18 protein-coding genes are annotated in these 18,560 nt (G+C 47.4%); 4 read left to right on the top strand and 14 right to left on the bottom strand.

Annotated features, from left to right (window positions below; all coding sequences use genetic code 11):
- Nucleotides 1-3 precede the first annotated feature (3 nt).
- The 11 genes from lepB to B6A14_RS03610 form a co-directional block, all read right to left on the bottom strand.
- Nucleotides 4-810 carry a signal peptidase I gene (lepB, locus tag B6A14_RS03660; protein ID WP_087909103.1) on the bottom strand — a complete coding sequence of 269 codons (807 nt, stop codon included), beginning with the start codon at nucleotides 808-810 and terminating at the stop codon, nucleotides 4-6.
- Nucleotides 810-2,615, bottom strand: coding sequence for a translation elongation factor 4 (gene lepA, locus B6A14_RS03655; RefSeq protein WP_087909102.1), 1,806 nt, complete (start codon nucleotides 2,613-2,615; stop codon nucleotides 810-812). Before lepA ends, lepB begins: the two co-directional genes overlap by 1 nt.
- A gap of 136 nt (nucleotides 2,616-2,751) precedes the next feature.
- The gene (locus B6A14_RS03650) at nucleotides 2,752-4,200 is read right to left on the bottom strand and encodes a DegQ family serine endoprotease (RefSeq protein ID WP_087909101.1); all 1,449 of its coding nucleotides are present in this window, start codon (nucleotides 4,198-4,200) and stop codon (nucleotides 2,752-2,754) included.
- 51 nt (nucleotides 4,201-4,251) lie between these two features.
- A complete protein-coding gene (gene fabF, locus B6A14_RS03645; RefSeq protein ID WP_087909100.1) occupies nucleotides 4,252-5,499 on the bottom strand; it encodes a beta-ketoacyl-ACP synthase II in 1,248 nt (415 codons plus the stop codon).
- A gap of 21 nt (nucleotides 5,500-5,520) precedes the next feature.
- On the bottom strand, nucleotides 5,521-5,760 hold the full coding sequence (acpP, locus tag B6A14_RS03640) for an acyl carrier protein (RefSeq protein ID WP_028819177.1): 240 nt from the start codon (nucleotides 5,758-5,760) through the stop codon (nucleotides 5,521-5,523).
- Nucleotides 5,761-5,862: 102 nt separating this feature from the next.
- Nucleotides 5,863-6,606 (bottom strand): 3-oxoacyl-ACP reductase FabG, encoded by a 744-nt coding sequence (fabG, locus tag B6A14_RS03635; protein ID WP_087909099.1) that lies wholly within the window; start codon nucleotides 6,604-6,606, stop codon nucleotides 5,863-5,865.
- A 42-nt stretch (nucleotides 6,607-6,648) separates the two neighbouring features.
- Nucleotides 6,649-7,584, bottom strand: coding sequence for an ACP S-malonyltransferase (gene fabD, locus B6A14_RS03630; protein WP_087909098.1), 936 nt, complete (start codon nucleotides 7,582-7,584; stop codon nucleotides 6,649-6,651).
- Between the two features lie 27 nt (nucleotides 7,585-7,611).
- Nucleotides 7,612-8,598 (bottom strand): beta-ketoacyl-ACP synthase III, encoded by a 987-nt coding sequence (locus B6A14_RS03625; RefSeq protein WP_087909097.1) that lies wholly within the window; start codon nucleotides 8,596-8,598, stop codon nucleotides 7,612-7,614.
- A complete protein-coding gene (gene plsX / locus B6A14_RS03620; RefSeq protein ID WP_087909096.1) occupies nucleotides 8,595-9,608 on the bottom strand; it encodes a phosphate acyltransferase PlsX in 1,014 nt (337 codons plus the stop codon). The genes B6A14_RS03625 and plsX overlap by 4 nt, the downstream gene beginning before the upstream one ends.
- Nucleotides 9,609-9,692: 84 nt before the next feature.
- Nucleotides 9,693-9,872: a 50S ribosomal protein L32 gene (rpmF, locus tag B6A14_RS03615; RefSeq protein ID WP_011902241.1), complete on the bottom strand. Its 180-nt coding sequence runs from the start codon at nucleotides 9,870-9,872 to the stop codon at nucleotides 9,693-9,695.
- A gap of 114 nt (nucleotides 9,873-9,986) precedes the next feature.
- A complete protein-coding gene (locus B6A14_RS03610; protein ID WP_087909095.1) occupies nucleotides 9,987-10,565 on the bottom strand; it encodes a YceD family protein in 579 nt (192 codons plus the stop codon).
- A gap of 41 nt (nucleotides 10,566-10,606) precedes the next feature.
- On the opposite strand from B6A14_RS03610, the gene B6A14_RS03605 reads away from it, so the two are divergent.
- The 3 genes from B6A14_RS03605 to B6A14_RS03595 are packed head-to-tail and all read left to right on the top strand — an operon-like array spanning nucleotide 10,607 to nucleotide 12,703.
- Entirely contained in the window at nucleotides 10,607-11,203 is a 597-nt protein-coding gene (locus tag B6A14_RS03605; protein ID WP_087909094.1) for a Maf family nucleotide pyrophosphatase, read from the top strand.
- A 20-nt stretch (nucleotides 11,204-11,223) separates the two neighbouring features.
- Nucleotides 11,224-11,994, top strand: coding sequence for an SAM-dependent methyltransferase (locus B6A14_RS03600; protein WP_087909093.1), 771 nt, complete (start codon nucleotides 11,224-11,226; stop codon nucleotides 11,992-11,994).
- A 37-nt stretch (nucleotides 11,995-12,031) separates the two neighbouring features.
- Nucleotides 12,032-12,703, top strand: a complete 672-nt coding sequence (locus B6A14_RS03595) for a DUF1345 domain-containing protein (protein ID WP_087909092.1) — start codon at nucleotides 12,032-12,034, stop codon at nucleotides 12,701-12,703.
- Nucleotides 12,704-12,720: 17 nt separating this feature from the next.
- Here the strand turns inward: B6A14_RS03595 and B6A14_RS03590 are convergent, their stop codons facing one another.
- Genes B6A14_RS03590 through B6A14_RS03580 form a run of 3 tightly spaced genes read right to left on the bottom strand, consistent with a single transcriptional unit; the run spans nucleotide 12,721 to nucleotide 15,409 of the window.
- Nucleotides 12,721-13,668 (bottom strand): S49 family peptidase, encoded by a 948-nt coding sequence (locus tag B6A14_RS03590; RefSeq protein WP_087909091.1) that lies wholly within the window; start codon nucleotides 13,666-13,668, stop codon nucleotides 12,721-12,723.
- 29 nt (nucleotides 13,669-13,697) lie between these two features.
- The gene (locus tag B6A14_RS03585) at nucleotides 13,698-14,384 is read right to left on the bottom strand and encodes an HAD-IA family hydrolase (RefSeq protein WP_087909090.1); all 687 of its coding nucleotides are present in this window, start codon (nucleotides 14,382-14,384) and stop codon (nucleotides 13,698-13,700) included.
- Nucleotides 14,381-15,409 carry an RluA family pseudouridine synthase gene (locus B6A14_RS03580; protein WP_087909089.1) on the bottom strand — a complete coding sequence of 343 codons (1,029 nt, stop codon included), beginning with the start codon at nucleotides 15,407-15,409 and terminating at the stop codon, nucleotides 14,381-14,383. The genes B6A14_RS03585 and B6A14_RS03580 overlap by 4 nt, the downstream gene beginning before the upstream one ends.
- Before the next feature lie 464 nt (nucleotides 15,410-15,873).
- Between B6A14_RS03580 and B6A14_RS03575 the strand changes: the two genes are divergently transcribed.
- Nucleotides 15,874-18,477 (top strand): ribonuclease E/G, encoded by a 2,604-nt coding sequence (locus B6A14_RS03575; RefSeq protein ID WP_087909088.1) that lies wholly within the window; start codon nucleotides 15,874-15,876, stop codon nucleotides 18,475-18,477.
- Nucleotides 18,478-18,560 lie beyond the last annotated feature (83 nt).

The raw sequence follows: 18,560 nt of genomic DNA, 5'->3' as shown, positions 1-18,560 counted from the left end.
CTCTTACTCAAAGCCGCCAATGCGACCTAAGTTACCCAAGTTCAACCAGACAAAGAAGGCTTTGCCCACAATATTCTTATCGGGCACAAAACCCCAATAGCGAGAGTCGGCACTGTTATCACGGTTATCGCCCATCGCAAAGTAGTGTCCTGGTGGAACCTTACAAGTGAGACCAGTTTGCTGGTACTGGCAGAAGTCTGAGCCTGGAAAACGCTCTGTCGGAAATACTGTTGCAGGACGATCAGGATCATTCAAGATCTCATGACGATTACCACCCAAATCCGCAGGGAAAGCTTCTGTAAAGCGCTTGGCATAGCGCATATTCTCCGGATCAAGATAGGAATCGCCCCCACTATATTGCAAGGGCTGACCATTCACTGTGAGGCGCTTGTCTTGATAAGTAATCACATCACCAGGCAGAGCTACTACACGCTTGATGTAATCGACAGACTCATCACGTGGGTAACGAAATACCACCACATCGCCACGCTGAGGGGTGCCGAGATCAACTACTTTTTGATTGATCACCGGTAGACGAATGCCATAGGTAAATTTATTTACCAAAATGAAATCACCAATTTGTAGAGTGGGGATCATCGAGCCAGATGGGATCTTAAAAGGCTCAACAATAAAAGAACGCAACACAAATACTGCACAAATCACCGGGAAGAAACCGGCCGTATATTCCAGCCACAAAGGCATGCGATCGTTACCAGCCAGACGTCTTTGCGGGGCAAAGTACATCTTGTCAGCAACCCAGGCAATGCCTGTCAGAACGACCAAGATCAGCAGAATCAGAGCGAAGTTCATTAATCTTCCACCTGCAAAATAGCCAAGAAAGCTTCTTGTGGAATTTCCACATTACCCACTTGTTTCATGCGCTTCTTACCTTCTTTTTGCTTCTCTAATAACTTCCGCTTACGAGAGATGTCGCCACCATAGCATTTAGCCAACACATTTTTACGTAAAGCTTTCACGTTTTCTCGGGCAACAATATTACTGCCAATAGCCGCCTGAATAGCTACATCAAACATTTGACGCGGAATGATCCCGCGCATCTTGGAGACTACCTCACGGCCACGGTGCTGACTATTGCTCCTATGGACAATCACCGATAGGGCATCAACCCGGTCACCGTTAATCAAGATGTCTACCTTGACTACATCAGCGGGACGATATTCCTTGAATTCATAATCCATAGAGGCATAGCCGCGAGAGATTGACTTCAACCTGTCAAAGAAATCCAACACAATCTCTGCCATCGGCAATTCATAAGTGAGCTGCACTTGGCGGCCCAAATAGTTCATCCCCGTCTGAATACCCCGCTTACCAACGCATAAGGTGATTACTGAACCCACATACTCTTGAGGCATATAAAGATTCACCGTCACAATCGGCTCCATGATGGTGTCGACCTTGCTGGTCTCAGGCATCTTCGATGGGTTATCCACCATCAAGATCGTGCCATCCGATTGCTGCACCTGATACACCACGGTTGGAGCCGTAGTAATCAGATTCATACCGTACTGGCGCTCTAAGCGCTCTTGCACGATCTCCATATGGAGCAGACCCAGGAAGCCGCATCGGAATCCAAAACCTAAAGCCTGAGAAACCTCTGGCTCATATAAGAGAGATGCATCATTGAGTTTTAACTTCTCAAGTGATTCACGCAGTTGATCGTACTCACTCGCCTCAACTGGATACAAACCGGCAAACACTTGAGACTTCACTTCTTTAAATCCAGGCAATGGTGCTGTAGCAGGAGTGCGCCCTTGCTGACCCGTCGTATGGGTAACGGTATCACCTACTTTTGCAGCCTTTAATTCTTTAATACCAGCAATGATGAAGCCCACCTGGCCAGCACTTAACTCAGGGCGATCAACTGACTTCGGACTAAAGACGCCGACATGTTCAACTAGGTGGCTTGAGCCATTGGCCATCAAAGTAATCTTATCTTTAGGTTTGAGTGTGCCGTTCACAACGCGCACTAACATCACCACACCAACATAATTATCAAACCATGAATCGATAATGAGACATTGCAGAGGGGCGCTCGCATCACCTTTCGGTGGAGGTACGCGACGGATCATTTCTTCGATCACTTCATGCACACCTAAACCCGTTTTTGCTGAACAGGTCGCCGCATCCTTTGCATCGATACCAATCACATCTTCAATTTCTTGAATAGCGCGCTCAGGATCAGCCTGGGGCAAATCAATCTTATTGAGAACGGGTACTACTTCAACACCTAGTTCAATTGCGGTATAGCAGTTCGCTACCGTTTGCGCTTCGACACCTTGGCTGGCATCCACTACCAATAAAGCGCCTTCACAAGCAGATAAGGAACGGCTAACTTCGTATGAGAAATCCACATGGCCCGGGGTATCAATCAGATTCAGGTTATAGATCTTGCCATCTTTAGCTTTGTAATTTAAAGCTGCAGTTTGGGCTTTAATAGTGATGCCGCGCTCACGTTCGATATCCATCGAATCGAGAACCTGGGCTTCCATTTCACGATCTGAGAGACCGCCACAAAGCTGAATAATGCGATCTGCAAGCGTAGATTTGCCGTGATCAATGTGGGCGATGATAGAAAAATTGCGGATTAAATCCATAGCGTCTTAATAGCTCATTCAAAAAACGCCTTGTCAGAACGCACCACAATGATGCGCTGCAAAAAGTCGTCTTAAAGTGATTGTAATGGGTGGCGCCCAAAAGGCGCCAAACCCCATTTTTTAGCCTAAAAAGGGCTTATTTTGGCCTGACAGGGATGATCAAAGTGCCGTCAGAACGGCGGATAAAGACCGGAACAGCCTTATTAGCATCCAGGGCTTTAACGAGACTCTCAAACTGCTTTACCCCGGTGATATCTGCATCTGCAATCCGAATGATCACATCACCAGGACGGACTCCTGCTCTAGGCAGAGGACCATCACCCAAACCCGTCACCTCAACGCCGCCCTTGATATTGAGATCCTTCTTTTTAGCATCCGATAGGTCAGTTACTGCTACCCCCAAGGCATTTGCACTATTGCCATTGTTGGCAGGAGCATCTGACTTTTTGGCAGCAGCCTGTGTTGAATCAGTATCAACAACCGTGACCGTTAAATCACGATTACTGCCCTTGCGCCAAACTTGCACTGTAGCTGTAGTGCCAGGTTTGGTTTCACCAACAATACGTGGCAAATCTGTAGACCTATTAATGTCGCGTCCATTAAAACTCAGAATCACATCACCCGCCTCAATGCCGCCAACGGCTGCAGGACCATTAGGCTCTACGTTACGCACATATGCGCCACGAGGCTTACCTAAACCTAAACTCTCAGCAACATCTTTTGTCATTTCACCCAAGGCAACACCAATACGACCTCGTGTCATTTTTCCGTTAGTGCGCAACTGCTCAGCAACACGCATTGCTTCATCAATCGGAATCGCAAAAGAGATTCCCATATAACCGCCAGAGCGACTAAAGATTTGTGAGTTAATACCGATGACTTGGCCAGCAGTGTTTAACAGTGGGCCACCAGAGTTACCGGGATTGACAGCCACGTCAGTCTGGATAAAGGGCAAGTAGTCGCCAGTATCACGACTCTTCGCGGAAACAATACCTGCCGTCACGGTGTTCTCAAGGCCAAAAGGTGAACCAATAGCAAGAACCCACTCACCCACCCTCACTTTAGAAGAATCGCCTAATGGCAATTTTGGTAAGTCACGCGCTTCAATTTTGACTACTGCTACATCAGTGCGTTTATCCATCCCCAAGAGCTTGGCTTTGAACTCACGCTTATCAGTCAAGGTGACATAAATCGTAGTGGCACCTTCAACAACGTGTGCATTAGTGAGAATCAAACCATTGGATTCAATAATGAAACCAGAGCCAACTCCACGATCAGCTTCTTGTGGTTTACCGGAATTTGGTTGTGCCTGTTTTGGTCCATTCGGAATACCTGGAATCGGCACCCCAAAGAAACGGCGAAAGAATTCTGCTTGTTCCTCAGGCATTCCTGGGATGCCGCCTTGAGCTTGTTGCACCATGACTTTTTCAGTCGTCCGAATATTGACCACAGCAGGACTGGCACGCTCAACCAAATCCGCAAAATCTGGAATCATTACCCGGGGATTTTGTGCAGAGGCAGTAGGAATAAATGCAGTTTGCCCAAGACTCAAAATAGCCAAGAGCGCAATAAAGTACTTTTTCATGATGCTATGGACCTACTTGGTAAAAACCAAAAAGTGGAGATAAAGAGAATATTAGGTCAGCTTACCAAAAATCAAGGTGCCGTTAGTACCACCAAAGCCAAAGTTGTTTTTGACTGCGTGGTCAATCTTTACATCCCTAGCGGTATTGGCGCAGTAGTCCAAGTCACACTCAGGATCTTGATTGAAGATATTGATGGTGGGTGGGGATTTCTGGTTATGGAGGGCCAGAATGGTGAAAACAGACTCCAAACCGCCTGCGCCACCCAAAAGGTGGCCAGTCATCGACTTGGTGGAATTAATCAGGGCTTTTTTAGCGTGATCGCCTAGAGCCGCTTTAATGGCATCAGTTTCATTCTTATCACCCAAAGGTGTGGAAGTGCCGTGTGCATTGAGATACTGAATTTGATCAGGATTTAAACCTGCGTCGCGCATGGCATTGACCATACAACGACGTGGGCCATCCATATTTGGTGCGGTCATGTGATACGCATCCCCGCTCATACCAAAGCCAAGCAGCTCACAATAAATTTTTGCGCCGCGTGCTTTTGCATGCTCATACTCTTCAAGCACGATAACGCCAGCCCCTTCACCTAGAACAAAGCCATCACGGTCTTTATCCCAAGGACGTGAAGCGGTCGCTGGATCATCATTGCGAGTTGAAAGTGCTCTTGCTGAAGCAAAACCACCAACACCTAAAGCAGAAATAGTTGACTCAGCACCACCAGCCACCATCACATCAGCATCTCCATACTGAATTAAGCGTGCAGCTAAACCAATGCTATGCAAACCTGTTGTACAGGCAGTGACTGCAGCTACGTTTGGACCCTTAAGACCAAACAAAATGCTGAGGTGCCCAGAAATCATATTGATGATTGAGCCTGGCACAAAGAATGGAGAAATGCGACGAGGGCCGCGAGCCAAGAGCTCAGCCCCAGTTTCTTCAATCATTGGCAAACCACCAATGCCTGAGCCCACCATAACGCCTACGCGCTCGGCATTTTGCTCAGTAATCTCTAAACCACTATCGCGAATAGCTTGCGTACCAGCAGCAATACCGTAATGGATAAAGGTATCCATATGGCGAGCTTCTTTGGCAGTAACATATTCTTCGACATTGAAATCTTTCACCTCTCCAGCGAAATGAACGCTAAGTGGAGCGTGGTCGAATTTGGTGATGGTAGCAATGCCTGATTTGCCCGCAAGCAAATTAGACCAAGCTACATCAACTGAATTACCAACAGGTGAGATGAGGCCAAGACCGGTGACTACTACCCGGCGTCGGCCATTTGATGCTGACACAGTAATGCCTAAGCTAGGGAATTAACCCTGAGCTTTTGATTTAGCGAAGTCGATCGCGAGCTGAACTGTGGTGATCTTTTCGGCTTCCTCATCTGGAATTTCGATTCCGAATTCATCTTCCAATGCCATTACCAGCTCAACAGTGTCAAGAGAGTCAGCGCCCAGGTCATTCACAAAAGAAGATTCATTCTTGATATCTCCTTCAGCGACGCCCAATTGCTCAGCGACGATTTTCTTAACGCGTTGTTCGATGTTGTCCATTAATTTCCCCAGGGGTTGTAAAAAACGATGAAAAGGATTTTATCAGTTTGGTGGACCGAATTAGCAAATTCGCCCAAAAACGACCAAATCCTTGCTTTGCCGTTAGGCTAGATAGAGTCCGCCATTGACGTGTAGGGTATTACCCGTAATATAGCCAGCCGCCGGAGAGGCCAAAAATGCCACTGCCTGGGCTACATCCTCGGGACTACCCAATCTGGCTAGCGGAATATTCACTTTGAGGGCATTTTGCTGATCTTCGCTCAGGGCGCGGGTCATATCAGTATCAATAAATCCAGGGGCTACGCAATTGACGGTAATATTGCGGCTGCCAATTTCGCGGGCCAGAGCACGGGTCATCCCAGAGACGCCTGCTTTTGCAGCAGCATAATTTGCCTGTCCGGCGTTACCCATGTGACCAACGATGGAGGTGATGTTGATGATGCGACCACCACGCGCCTTCATCATGGGGCGTAAAACAGCCTGAGATAAACGAAACACTGAACTCAAGTTGGTATCAATCACATCAGTCCAATCCTCGGACTTCATACGCATTGCCAAATTATCGCGAGTAATACCAGCGTTATTAACTAAGACATTGATACCGCCATGATCTTTCACAATCTGATCAATAATTTCTTCACAAGCATTTGGTGCGGTGACATTCAAAACTAAACCACAACCACCCGAAGGCTTTAAGCGTGCATCAATTGCTTTCGCACCATCAGCCGATGTCGCTGTGCCAATCACCTTGGCGCCACACTTGACCAATTCATCTGCAATCGCCTGACCAATACCACGCGAAGCACCAGTCACTAAGGCAATTTGTCCGCTTAAATCGAGGTTCATATTTATTTTCCGTTATTTCTTGAGTATCTTTTGATATTGGAATTATTTCACTGCAGCCAAAGCCTCATTGAGACTGACCTCATCGAAGATGGGTAGCCCAATAACATGCTCATTAATGCGCTTTGTTAAACCTGCCAAGACTTTGCCAGGGCCACACTCCACTACTTGCGTAATACCTTGTCCAGCCATTGCTTGAATGGTTTCTTGCCAACGCACAGGTTTTGCAGCTTGACGTACCAATGCATCTTTAATAGCGTTTGGATCATTCAAGATTTGGACATCAACGTTATTAATCACGGAGATTGTTGGTGTTTTGAATTCAATATTTGCAAGATAACCTTTGAGTTTTTCAGAAGCAGGTTGCAATAAAGAAGAATGAAATGGTGCAGACACGGGCAAAGGTAATGCGCGTTTAGCACCAGCAGCTTTCAATAGTTCGCATGCCTTGGTTACGGCATCACTTGCACCTGCAATCACCACCTGTCCCGGTGCATTGAAATTGACAGCCTCAACTACGCCTCCAGAAGCAGCGCTGGCTTCTGCACAAACTTTAATCACAGTAGCATCATCTAAACCCAAAATAGCAGCCATACCACCCGTGCCAACTGGTACCGCGCTTTGCATCGCTTCTGCACGAAAACGTACCAACGGCACTGCATCTTTAAAAGAAATGACGCCAGCAGCGACCAAGGCCGAGTATTCGCCGAGGCTATGACCTGCCATTACCTTAGGAGCTGATCCACCTGCTGCCAGCCAAGCGCGGTAAAAAGCCACGCCAGCAGTCAGCATCACTGGTTGAGTATTGGTTGTTAAGGACAAGGCCTCTGCAGGACCTTCAGCAATTAATTTGGCAACGTTCTCACCTAAAGCTTCAGAAGCTTCTTGCAATGTTGCGCGTACTTCAGGACGCTCAGAAATCGAATTGAGCATGCCGACAGATTGAGAACCTTGACCAGGGAATACGAATGCAAATGTCATATTGTTAATTCACTAAAAAATAAACTCTTAGTACTTGAGAACTGCTGCACCCCAAGCAAAGCCACCACCAACACCCTCTAGTAAAAGATGTTGACCACGTTGAATTTGACCAGAGCGGACACCAGCGTCTAAGGCCAATGGAATTGATGCAGCAGAAGTATTACCATGCTCATGCACTGTCACAATCACTTTATCCATGGACATACCCATCTTCTTGGCAGTGCCCTCCATGATGCGAATATTGGCTTGATGTGGCACCAACCAATCAATTTGTTCAGGCTTGAGATTAGCCTTCCCTAGGGCTTCATGAGCGACCTGCTCCAACACCTTTACAGCCAATTTGAACACCGCTTGACCATCCATCGTCATAAATGGCGAACCATGAACCTCACCATTACCAGCACGACCAGGCACGCAGAGAATGTCGCGTTGACTGCCATCAGCATGTAACGCTGTTGAAAGAATGCCAGGCTCTGAAGAGGCTTCGAGCACTACCGCACCAGCACCATCACCAAATAAAACACAAGTACCGCGATCCTGGAAATCCAGAATGCGAGAGAAAGTCTCAGCACCAATCACTAGTACTTTTTTAAATGAACCAGAGCGAATGAAGGCATCCGCAATGGCGAGAGCGTAAGTAAAACCAGCACAAACCGCTTGCACATCAAATGCAGCGCAGGCGGTATGAGCGCCCAATTTATCTTGCACTACACAGGCTGTACTTGGAAAGCCTCCTAAATGATCGGGTGTAGAGGTTGCCAAAATAATGAGATCCAAATCTTCCGAGGTGATTCCGGCGCTACTTAATGCAGCTTGAGCAGCCTGAACCGCTAAATCACTGGTTAATTCATTTTCGGCAGCAAAGTGCCGCGCAGAAATCCCGCTTCGAGTCGTAATCCACTCATCACTAGTTTCTAGACCTGTTTTAGCGAGGCGCTCTACTAAGTCCTGATTAGTTAAACGCTGCTTGGGAAGATAGCTTCCAGTGCCAGCAACTCTTGCAAAAATACTCATTCTTTTGTCTCCACCACAAAGGCTGCGGCAATGCGCTCAACCATGCGATTCTTGGCGGCCTCATATGCGCGCTCTAAAGCAAAACCAAAGGCAAAGCGATCGGCAGAACCATGGCTCTTAATCACACAACCGCGCAGACCCAACAATACCGCACCGTTGTAACGACGATGGTCTACACGCTTGCGTACACGCAGCAATGGCACCATGGCGCAAATCGCCATCAGTCTAGTCATCAGCGAGCGCTTAAATTCTTCACGAATCATGCCACTCATCATTTTTGCCAAACCTTCACTAGCCTTGAGAACGACATTACCCACAAAACCATCGCACACGACGATATCGGTAGTACCTTTAAAAATATCATTACCTTCTACGTTGCCGTAAAAGTTTAAATGAGTTTGACGTAGCAACTCGCTGGTTTGTTTGACAACCTCATTACCCTTAATCACTTCCTCGCCAATATTCAGAAGCCCAATTGAAGGGTTTTTCTTGCCATCAACCACCTGCACCATGACGTTTGCCATTTGGGCAAATTGCACCAAATGTATTGGCTCACAATCTGCGTTTGCGCCCAGGTCGAGCATAGTTGTGCCGCCCCCTAATTCATTTGGGATAGCAGTAGCAATGGCTGGACGGTCAACACCTTCAAGGGTTTTGAGAATGTAGCGAGAAATCGCCATGAGTGCGCCAGTATTCCCAGAGGAAATGACGGCATCAGCCGTGCCCTCTTTGACTTGCTCAATAGCAACGCGCATGGATGAATCTTTTTTGCGACGCAAAGCAACTTCGATGGGGTCGTCCATCAATACCACTTCGCTTGCGGGAATAATTTGAATACGATCAACGTGAGCTGTGGAGGATTTATCTAAAACTTGCTTGATTAAATCGGGATCACCCACCAAGGCAATCCTCACATCGCTATGTTTTTCTAGAAAATCGCAGGCAGCAGGAACCGTAACGACGACTCCATGATCTCCGCCCATGGCATCAATAGCTAGAGTAACGCTCATAAACTCATTGATTGCTGCAAGTGATTTATCTAAGAAAAAAGCGGCTGTTTTGGGAGCCGCTTCGATCTATTTAGACTAAAAGAATTAGTCGTTTTTTGTTTTAACAACTTTACGGCCACGATAGTAGCCGTTTGGTGAAATGTGGTGGCGCAAATGAGCCTCACCAGTTGTGGCTTCAACAGCCGTAGCAGGTGCGGTCAAAAAGTCGTGCGCACGGTGCATGCCACGTTTGGAAGGTGATTTTTTGTTTTGTTGAACGGCCATATTGAACTCCTAAGCAAGGCGACATTCTAGCATGAAAATGCAGCTAAATGCTTGATTTATCGATAGAGATTACTTAAAACAACAAGGGTAACGGAAGGTGATTTGGAGCCCGATTTATGAGTTTTTCTTCATATTTTTCAATATGTTAAAGGGATTTTCGCGCTCATCAACTACCTCACCCTCATCCTCTAATCCAAAAACTGAAGCATGGGGCTCACAAAAGCCCTCTGGATGCTTTGGAATCAAGGGTAAAGACAGTAAAACCTCATCCTCAATGGTTTCCAAGAGGTTGAAATGCTGGCTGGCGACTAAAGGCTCCTGCTCCTCATCCTCCATAGGGTAATCATCAGCCTCAGCTTCAGTGGCAAGGAGGACAAAACGGCGTTTTTCATCTAAATCTACAGTGCAGTCCTGCAAACAGCGCTGGCAAACCAGTTGAAGGCGCCCTTTTAGACCTAATTCCAGGATTTGGCGAGACTCGCTCCCCGGTGAATCTTCAAAATGGGTCTCCATTTGCCAATCAAAGCCATCCCCTGGATTAATGGCAGAGGCCTCTTCAGCAAGCCTAGGCATATCAGAAATAGTCAAAAAGCCAGCCCCTCGATAGGACTGGGGAGCGCAAAAATCAACCTTTTTTAAAGCGCTGGGATCGGCCGATAGCTGGACTTGAGGTAAAACTTGATTACGATTCATGACAACAGTCTAAATCAAGGCCTCTTCGAAAGTCAGCAGCAATGAGTAAATTAATCAATCCGCCCCTCATCCTAGCATCGACCTCGGCATATCGCCGCGAGCTTTTGGGGCGTCTACGCATTCCTTTTGAAGTCGTTTCTCCCAAAGTAGATGAAACACCACTCACTGCTGAAAGCACTCTCGAATTGGCCTTACGTCTTGCCACTGCAAAAGCTGCGGCAGTTGCTAAAGATCATCCTAATGCATGGGTAATTGGTTCTGACCAAGTAGCGGATTTGTGTGGCGCCGCAATTGGTAAGCCTGGAAATTTTGAAAGAGCTCTCGCTCAACTACAACTCATGCGCGGTCAAGCAGTGACTTTTCATACCGCACTTTGTTTAATGAAGGGCGAGCAGCAAACAACCTTAAACGTTCCCACTGAAGTGACCTTTCGAAAACTCTCGGATGATGTTTTAGAAAGTTATTTGCTTGCGGAAGAGCCTTACGACTGTGCCGGTAGCGCCAAGTCTGAAGGTCTTGGTATCAGTCTTTTGGAGTCCATTCAGAGTGATGACCCAACAGCCCTCATTGGCTTGCCACTTATTGCTTTAACCGGTTTATTACGGGATGCTGGTTTTGTGATTCCATCCAAGAATTAAGAGATCGAATCAATTTATTCATGTCAAAGTTAGGCACACTCTACCTAGTTCCCAATACCCTGGGCGACGATGCACGCATTGAACAACTGCCGCACGTATTGCCTCATGAAACGCTGACACAAACTGCCAAACTCAAACACTGGATTGTTGAGGATGCGAAAACAGCACGTGCACTATTAAAAGCCGTTGATAGTGTTGCTCCACTTGCTTGCACTATTCAAGAGATGCACATGAGTGAGTGGCGTGGTGCAGCTCGCAATGCAAAATATGGGGATGCCGTAAAGCCTGCCGACTTACTCAAACCATTGCTTGCTGGCAATGACATGGGCTTAATGTCCGAAGCTGGCGTGCCCGGTGTTGCCGATCCAGGTGCAGAACTTGTTCTAGCGGCACATCGCTTGGGCGCCCAGGTAAAACCTTTAGTGGGGCCAAGCTCTATCTTGCTCGGTTTAATGGCTAGCGGTCTCAATGGTCAACGCTTTGCCTTTCAGGGATATCTACCGCATGACGTCCATGAGCGGAGCACAAAGCTCAAGCAGCTCGAAGTCGAGTCTCGCAAATTACAGCAAACTCAGATTTGGATTGAGACGCCTTATCGCAATACCGCAATGTTGATGGCGTGCTTAAATTCTCTAGCACCACAATCTTTACTTTGCCTAGGCGTTGATCTCAGTCTCACTTCAGAAATGATCACAACACTATCGATTGCAGAGTGGCGTAAGCGCTACCCAAATGATGCTGCATGCGCTTCCTTACAAAATAGGCCAACGGTATTTCTACTGTTGGCCTAGACCTCAATCAACTACGTTCAATCGCAATCAAGGCCCCATGGAAAATAAACACTCAAATCTTCGACTGCTTTTACTGAATGCAAAGTCTAGATTAATCTGTTCAATCGCTGCAGCCATCATCGCATTCATTTTGCTTGAGGGTCATTCCCCCTCAATTCGTTTTTTGATGGTATGGAGCGCTGCTTCAGTCACCTATCTCGCTTTAGCATTCCTGATGATGCAATCTTTTAATGGAAAAAAGATTGCCAATGTCGTCAAGTATGAAGATGACAGTCAATTAATGATGTATGTTATTACTTCACTATCATGCCTTATCAGTCTTGCCGCAATTTTTCTTCATATTGGTGAGATGGGCGAAATACCTCTAAAAGATAGAACCCTTGGTGTAACGATGACAGGTGCAACCTTTTTTGCTTCCTGGATGGTTTTACAGACAGCCTACGCTCTTCATTATGCTCACGCATACTATGCTAACTTTAATGAGGCTGCCCAATTTCCACCCCTCATCTTTGTTGGAACTCCGCAACCGTCCTACTCTGATTTTTTTCACTTCTCATTAGTGATTGGAATGACTTGTCAAACTGCTGATATTGTTATTGTTGAATCAAAAATTCGCAACTTAGTAACAGCGCACAGCCTTTTGTCATTTGTTTTTAATGCCACTCTTTTAGGTTTAACGATGGGCTTAGTGGGCGGCCTTCTAGGCTAGCCGCCACCTTTTAAGTCTTACTTTAAATCTGGTGTCTTAACCAAGGCCTTGCCAGCAGCTGCGCCCGCTTCTGCACCGAAGCGCTTAGCTACACGTTCGGCAAAATTCTCTTTCATGGTGTAGTCCAAAATATCCGGAGCTTTGAAGATATCGCGCGCTACGGACTCAACTGTGCCGTAACCATCAGCCAAACCAATTTTGACGGCCTGCTCGCCATTCCATATGCGACCGGAGAATAAATCTGGGACATCTTTCAAGCGCGCCCCGCGACCTTCTTTGACTACAGCAATAAATTGCTGATGAATCTCATCAATCATAGTCTTCACCATTTCAACTTGCTTTGGATCTTCTTTGCTAAATGGATCGAGCATACCTTTATTGGATCCCGAAGTAATCATGCGCCGGGTCACGCCTAGCTTATCCATCAAGCCTGTAAAGCCAAAGCCTTCCATGATCACGCCGATTGAACCAACCAAACTCGCCTTGTCCACCAAGATCTGATCGCCAGCCACTGCAACATAGTAGCCACCCGAAGCACAAATATCTTCAACCACTACATAAAATGGTTTGTTCGGATAGAGCTTGCGTAAGCGATGAATCTCATCATTAATCATTCCGGCTTGAACCGGTGAACCACCGGGGCTATTAATGCGCAGAACCACACCAGCACTATGTTCATTCTCAAAAGCAGATAGTAGTGAAGAGTTGATATCTAAAGCATTCGCCATTGAGCTCGATGAAATCTCACCCTCTAGAGTCACCATAGCAGTGTGTTTTTCTCCTGCCATACCGCGCCCCGGCAGATGAAAATCAAACACTGCAAGAATCACACCAACAATCACTACCAAGGTCAGCACTCGTAGTACAGCTCTCCAACGACGCGCTTTACGTGTCTCTTTCAAATTCTCAAGGAGCAAGTGCTCAAGAGCTTGACGTTCCCAGTTTGGATTTGGATTGTTTTCCATCTTGATTCCTTAGTATTGCTTATTGTGGTTTACAGATTTTGCTTGAGCCATTGTGACAGTTGCGCCACATCATCTACATGCGCCAATGAAGGGGATGTTTTTAAAGTGTCTGGGGGATGCGCACCGTAGGTTACTGCCACAGCATCTACGCCAGCATTGGCTGCCATATCTAAATCGTGGGTAGTATCTCCAATCATTAGCATCCGGCGCGTAGGCACCTGAGTCACATCAGATAACTCTAGCAACATTCCTGGATGGGGCTTTGAGAAGGATTCATCAGCTGTTCGTGTTTCATGAAAGAGATGGCCAATTTGATGGTGCTTTAAAGAGCGGTCTAAACCTACTCTAGATTTACCTGTAGCAACGCCCAATAGATATTGATCTTCCCGTAAATTCTCGAGCAACTCACGAATACCTACAAATAAATCAAGCTCATGATCTTTTGCGAGGTAGTGATAACGAAAGCGATCTGTCAGTTTTGGAAAGTGTGCTGGCTCAATCCAAGGAACTGCTCTACGCAATGAATCCTGAATGCCCAAACCAATCACTGAACTTGCCAATGCATCATCAGGCTCCTTAAAACCTAAATCACGACAAGCTTGCTGAATGCAATGCACGATGGTTGGCGTGGAATCCATAATGGTTCCGTCCCAATCCCACACGATCAGGTCATAGCGGCGGTCGGATTTATCTCCGAATTGACGGATTTGGCTCATGATGTTTCTGTTGGTTCAAAATTCTTCATCATCGCGGCAAACTCAGCTGGCAGCGGTGACTCAATCCGCATCTTCTCACCAGTACGGGGATGCGTGAAACCCGCAAGATGAGCATGGAGATAGAGTCGTTTCGATTTAATCACCTTGTCTTGGTCTTCAAAGCCATATTTATCATCGCCCAAGATTGCATGACCCAACTTCTGAAGGTGTACACGGATCTGATGGGTGCGGCCTGTTTTTAACTGAGCCTCCGCCAAGGTGATGGCGGCATCCGCACGCTTCATGGTTTTGCTAACGCGCAATGCGGTGTGACTTGGCAAACCTTCAGGATCGACTCGAACCCTGCGTTCACCATTTGCCAAGAGGTATTTGTGCAATGGGTATTTCAGTTGCATGACTTGCGCACCCTGCTGAATCTCGCCATGGGCTAGCAAGTAGTAGCGCTTATCTGTTTGACCTTCACGAATTTGACGGTGCAACTCCACGAGAGCGCTACGCTTCTTAGCAAGTAGCAATACGCCAGAGGTGTCTCGATCCAAACGGTGTACTAGTTCTAGGAACTTCAATTCTGGACGAGTAATGCGCAAAGTCTCAATCACCCCCAGAGCAATTCCAGAGCCACCATGCACAGCCAAACCAGAAGGTTTATCTACTATTAAGAGAGCCTCATCCTCAAAAAGGATGGGCATTTTGTCTGAGTAACCGTGAGCCCGCGATTTGGTTTGAGCGCTATTGACTGCTGCCATTTGGGCGGGCTCAGCAATTCTGACGGGGGGAACGCGCACCACATCACCCTCAATGAGTCGGGTAGTTGGCTCAGCCCGCTTTTTATTCACCCGCACTTCGCCCGAGCGAATAATCCGGTAAACGTGACTTTTGGGGACCCCTTTGGCCCAGCGTAACAAATAGTTATCCAAGCGCTGGCCAGCCTCTTCCGGACCAATAGTCTGGAGATGCACTGCAGCAGGCGCTGAAGTTGTAGGCGTTTTTACCTTCAAAGGCTTGGAAATGGGTTCAGATTTCATGATTTATCTCTCTTACCGCCTCGTTCTGAGACGACAAGGGACTCAACAATACCCCATTGTCATTCAACTTGTGCCGTATAATCAACGCTCTAGCCAATTTATTGGCCCGATACGAACCTGAAGTCAGGTTTAAATCGTGGAGCTTGGAGTCGCCCTTTAAAAGACTCCCGGGGTTGCCCCTCCCCCGTTGTAATGAGGCGCAGGGTTGGTGTGCCGTATGCCGCGACCCGCGATTAGAAGACAGTTTTCAGGCGCGCGCCTGCATTGATGACCTAAAGGAGGTCTCTGCGGCGATCGTCAAGTGTGGCACCGATTTAACCACCCGTTAACTTGGTGAACTGGGTAATAAATGCCTAGATTTGTATGATCCACACTCTTAAACCGCCGGAGGCTATGCCTTAAGCGGTATCTAACCTGTCCCCTAACGCAGCGCGCAACGACATCCTCCCCCATAGGAGAGTGTTATGAAACGCATGTTGTTTAATGCAACTCAACAAGAAGAGTTGCGAGTTGCCATCGTTGATGGTCAAAAACTCATAGATATTGATATCGAAGCTGCCGGTCGCGAACAACGTAAAGGCAATATTTACAAAGGTGTTATTACCCGCATTGAGCCTTCCCTGGAGGCTTGCTTTGTCAACTATGGTGAAGAGCGTCATGGCTTCTTGCCATTTAAAGAAGTTGCCAGAACCTATTTCAAAGAAGGTATCGACGTTCGCAATGCCTCCATTAAGGATGCACTACGCGAAGGTCAAGAAATCATTGTTCAAGTAGAAAAAGAAGAGCGCGGCCAAAAAGGTGCCGCCTTAACTTCCTTTATCTCCTTGGCTGGCCGCTATTTAGTATTAATGCCAAATAACCCACGTGGAGGCGGCGTTTCCCGTCGTATTGAAGGTGAAGACCGTCAAGAACTCCGCGAAGCCATGGCTCAATTAGAAGTGGCTGATGGCATGAGCATCATTGCTCGTACCGCCGGTATTGGTCGTGATGCTACTGAATTGCAATGGGACTTAAGTTACCTAATGCAGTTGTGGAAAGCGATTGATGAGGCTGCCAAAGGTAATTCAGCACCATTGCTGATTTATCTCGAATCCAGCTTAGTCATTCGTGCCATTCGCGATTACTTCCAGCCAGATATTGGCGAGATCCTCATCGATACCGATGACATCTACGAACAAGCCGCGGCATTTATGTCAGTAGTGATGCCAGACAATTTGCCAAGAGTAAAACGCTATCACGATGATGTGCCTTTGTTCTCACGCTTCCAAATTGAGCATCAAATCGAAACTGCGTACTCACGTACTGTGCCTTTGCCATCAGGCGGCGCAATCGTGATTGACCACACCGAAGCCTTAGTTTCTGTGGACGTGAACTCTGCACGTGCAACCCGTGGTTCTGATATTGAAGAAACTGCAACCCGCACCAACTTAGAAGCTGCCGATGAAATCGCCCGTCAAGCACGTTTACGTGACTTAGGTGGTTTGATCGTGATTGACTTCATTGATATGGAATCGAGTAAGGCTCAGAAGGATGTTGAGAATCGCTTGCGCGATGCTCTGCGTCATGACCGCGCACGCGTTCAGATGGGTAAGATCTCCAAGTTTGGCTTGATGGAAATGTCACGCCAGCGCTTGCGCCCTGCCCTCTCTGAAGGTAGTCATGTAACCTGCCCACGTTGTAACGGCACTGGCCACATTCGAGATACTGAATCTTCAGCATTGCAAGTTCTGCGCATCATTCAAGAAGAAGCAATGAAAGAGAACACTGCAGCGATTCATACACAGGTACCAGTCGAAGTGGCTGCATTCCTGTTGAATGAAAAACGCGCTGAAGTCATCAAGATTGAAACTCGCTTCAAGGTAAATGTCTTGATGGTTCCAAATAAGCATTTGGAAACTCCGCATTACAAGTTAGAGCGTTTACGTCATGATGATCCGCGCTTAGATGATCAAAAGGCGAGCTATGTCATGGCTGAAGAAGCTGCTCGTGAATTAGAAACTGATACAACAGTGAGCAAAAAAGATGCTGATGTGAAGGCACGTCCTGAAGCGGCTGTTAAAGGCATCACTCCAACTCAACCAGCGCCAATGAGCCAGCCTCGCCCAGCACGTACTGAAACTGTAAAAGCTGAAAGCTCTGGTGGTTTCTTTGGATTTATTAAGAAGATGTTCTCCTCCTCTCCTGCAGCAGAAGAGAAGCCAGCGCCAAGCAATGCGCGTGGTCGCAACCAAGGTCGCAATGGCAATGGTGGTGACCGTAATCGTGGTCGCAATCGTCGTGGCGAACGTAATGGTGAGCGTGCAGAGCGCCCAGCAGTAACTGCTGCTGAAGGTACTACTGAAGCCAACAACAATCGCAACGGCAATCGCAATCAAGGCAATAACCGTAACGGCAATCGCAATGGTCCAAAACCAGAACGCCAAGCAAACCCAGCTGCAGTAACACCTGCAACTGAAGCTGCTCCAGGCGAAGCTGCGCCAACTGCTGACGGCGAAGAGCGTCGTGGTCGTGGTCGCAATCGTCGTGGTCGTGGTCGCAATCGTAATGATCGTGGCGAACGCGCGGAGAATGGTGATGCATCTACTGCAGCGGCAGCAAGTCCATTTGCAGGTCCTCCTGTAGGGATGGCTGGCGCATCTGCATCGATGCCAATTCAGAATCTTGCCAATAGCTTTGGTAATGCAAAACCTACTAAGGAAAGACAAGAGAGAGCGCCACGCCCTCCACGCCAATCCAATCGTCCAGCGCAAGGTACTCAAAGTGCTCCAGCAGCAGATCCAGTTGTAGCAGTGGCAGTAGCAACTGCTACAACTGTTGAAGTGATTTCTAAGCCTGCGCCAGAGCTTCCAAAGGTTGCCTTCCAGACGCTTGAAGAAACTCCTTTACATAGCGTTGTGCAGTCTGCTGGCATGATCTGGGTTGCTACTGATGCCTCTAAGCATGCAGAAGCCCAAAGTCAGATTCAACCTGAGTCAACCAACTTAGGCAGAACGCCCAAACCCGCAGCAGCCCGACCAGAAGGTCCTATGGTTTTAGTTGAAACCGGCGGCCAAGAAAAAACGGTTTAATGATGCTTTAAGCTTTTCTCCGGACTGCCATTTATCCCACAAGGATATTTGGTGGTTTGGCAGAAACACCGTTTCATAGCCAT

Source organism: Polynucleobacter hirudinilacicola (assembly GCF_002192535.1).
Taxonomy (GTDB): domain Bacteria; phylum Pseudomonadota; class Gammaproteobacteria; order Burkholderiales; family Burkholderiaceae; genus Polynucleobacter; species Polynucleobacter hirudinilacicola.
Note: the sequence above shows the minus strand (reverse complement) of the source record. Positions and strands in the feature narration are given on the sequence as shown.

Excerpts from the sequence above, each read along its gene's own strand:
- lepB (WP_087909103.1), bottom strand. The coding sequence starts at position 810 with ATGAACTTCGCTCTGATTCTGCTGATCTTGGTCGTTCTGACAGGCATT.
- lepA (WP_087909102.1), bottom strand. The coding sequence starts at position 2,615 with ATGGATTTAATCCGCAATTTTTCTATCATCGCCCACATTGATCACGGC.
- B6A14_RS03650 (WP_087909101.1), bottom strand. The coding sequence starts at position 4,200 with ATGAAAAAGTACTTTATTGCGCTCTTGGCTATTTTGAGTCTTGGGCAA.
- acpP (WP_028819177.1), bottom strand. The coding sequence starts at position 5,760 with ATGGACAACATCGAACAACGCGTTAAGAAAATCGTCGCTGAGCAATTG.
- fabG (WP_087909099.1), bottom strand. The coding sequence starts at position 6,606 with ATGAACCTCGATTTAAGCGGACAAATTGCCTTAGTGACTGGTGCTTCG.
- fabD (WP_087909098.1), bottom strand. The coding sequence starts at position 7,584 with ATGACATTTGCATTCGTATTCCCTGGTCAAGGTTCTCAATCTGTCGGC.
- B6A14_RS03625 (WP_087909097.1), bottom strand. The coding sequence starts at position 8,598 with ATGAGTATTTTTGCAAGAGTTGCTGGCACTGGAAGCTATCTTCCCAAG.
- plsX (WP_087909096.1), bottom strand. The coding sequence starts at position 9,608 with ATGAGCGTTACTCTAGCTATTGATGCCATGGGCGGAGATCATGGAGTC.
- rpmF (WP_011902241.1), bottom strand. The coding sequence starts at position 9,872 with ATGGCCGTTCAACAAAACAAAAAATCACCTTCCAAACGTGGCATGCAC.
- B6A14_RS03610 (WP_087909095.1), bottom strand. The coding sequence starts at position 10,565 with ATGAATCGTAATCAAGTTTTACCTCAAGTCCAGCTATCGGCCGATCCC.
- B6A14_RS03605 (WP_087909094.1), top strand. The coding sequence starts at position 10,607 with ATGAGTAAATTAATCAATCCGCCCCTCATCCTAGCATCGACCTCGGCA.
- B6A14_RS03600 (WP_087909093.1), top strand. The coding sequence starts at position 11,224 with ATGTCAAAGTTAGGCACACTCTACCTAGTTCCCAATACCCTGGGCGAC.
- B6A14_RS03595 (WP_087909092.1), top strand. The coding sequence starts at position 12,032 with ATGGAAAATAAACACTCAAATCTTCGACTGCTTTTACTGAATGCAAAG.
- B6A14_RS03590 (WP_087909091.1), bottom strand. The coding sequence starts at position 13,668 with ATGGAAAACAATCCAAATCCAAACTGGGAACGTCAAGCTCTTGAGCAC.
- B6A14_RS03585 (WP_087909090.1), bottom strand. The coding sequence starts at position 14,384 with ATGAGCCAAATCCGTCAATTCGGAGATAAATCCGACCGCCGCTATGAC.
- B6A14_RS03580 (WP_087909089.1), bottom strand. The coding sequence starts at position 15,409 with ATGAAATCTGAACCCATTTCCAAGCCTTTGAAGGTAAAAACGCCTACA.
- B6A14_RS03575 (WP_087909088.1), top strand. The coding sequence starts at position 15,874 with ATGAAACGCATGTTGTTTAATGCAACTCAACAAGAAGAGTTGCGAGTT.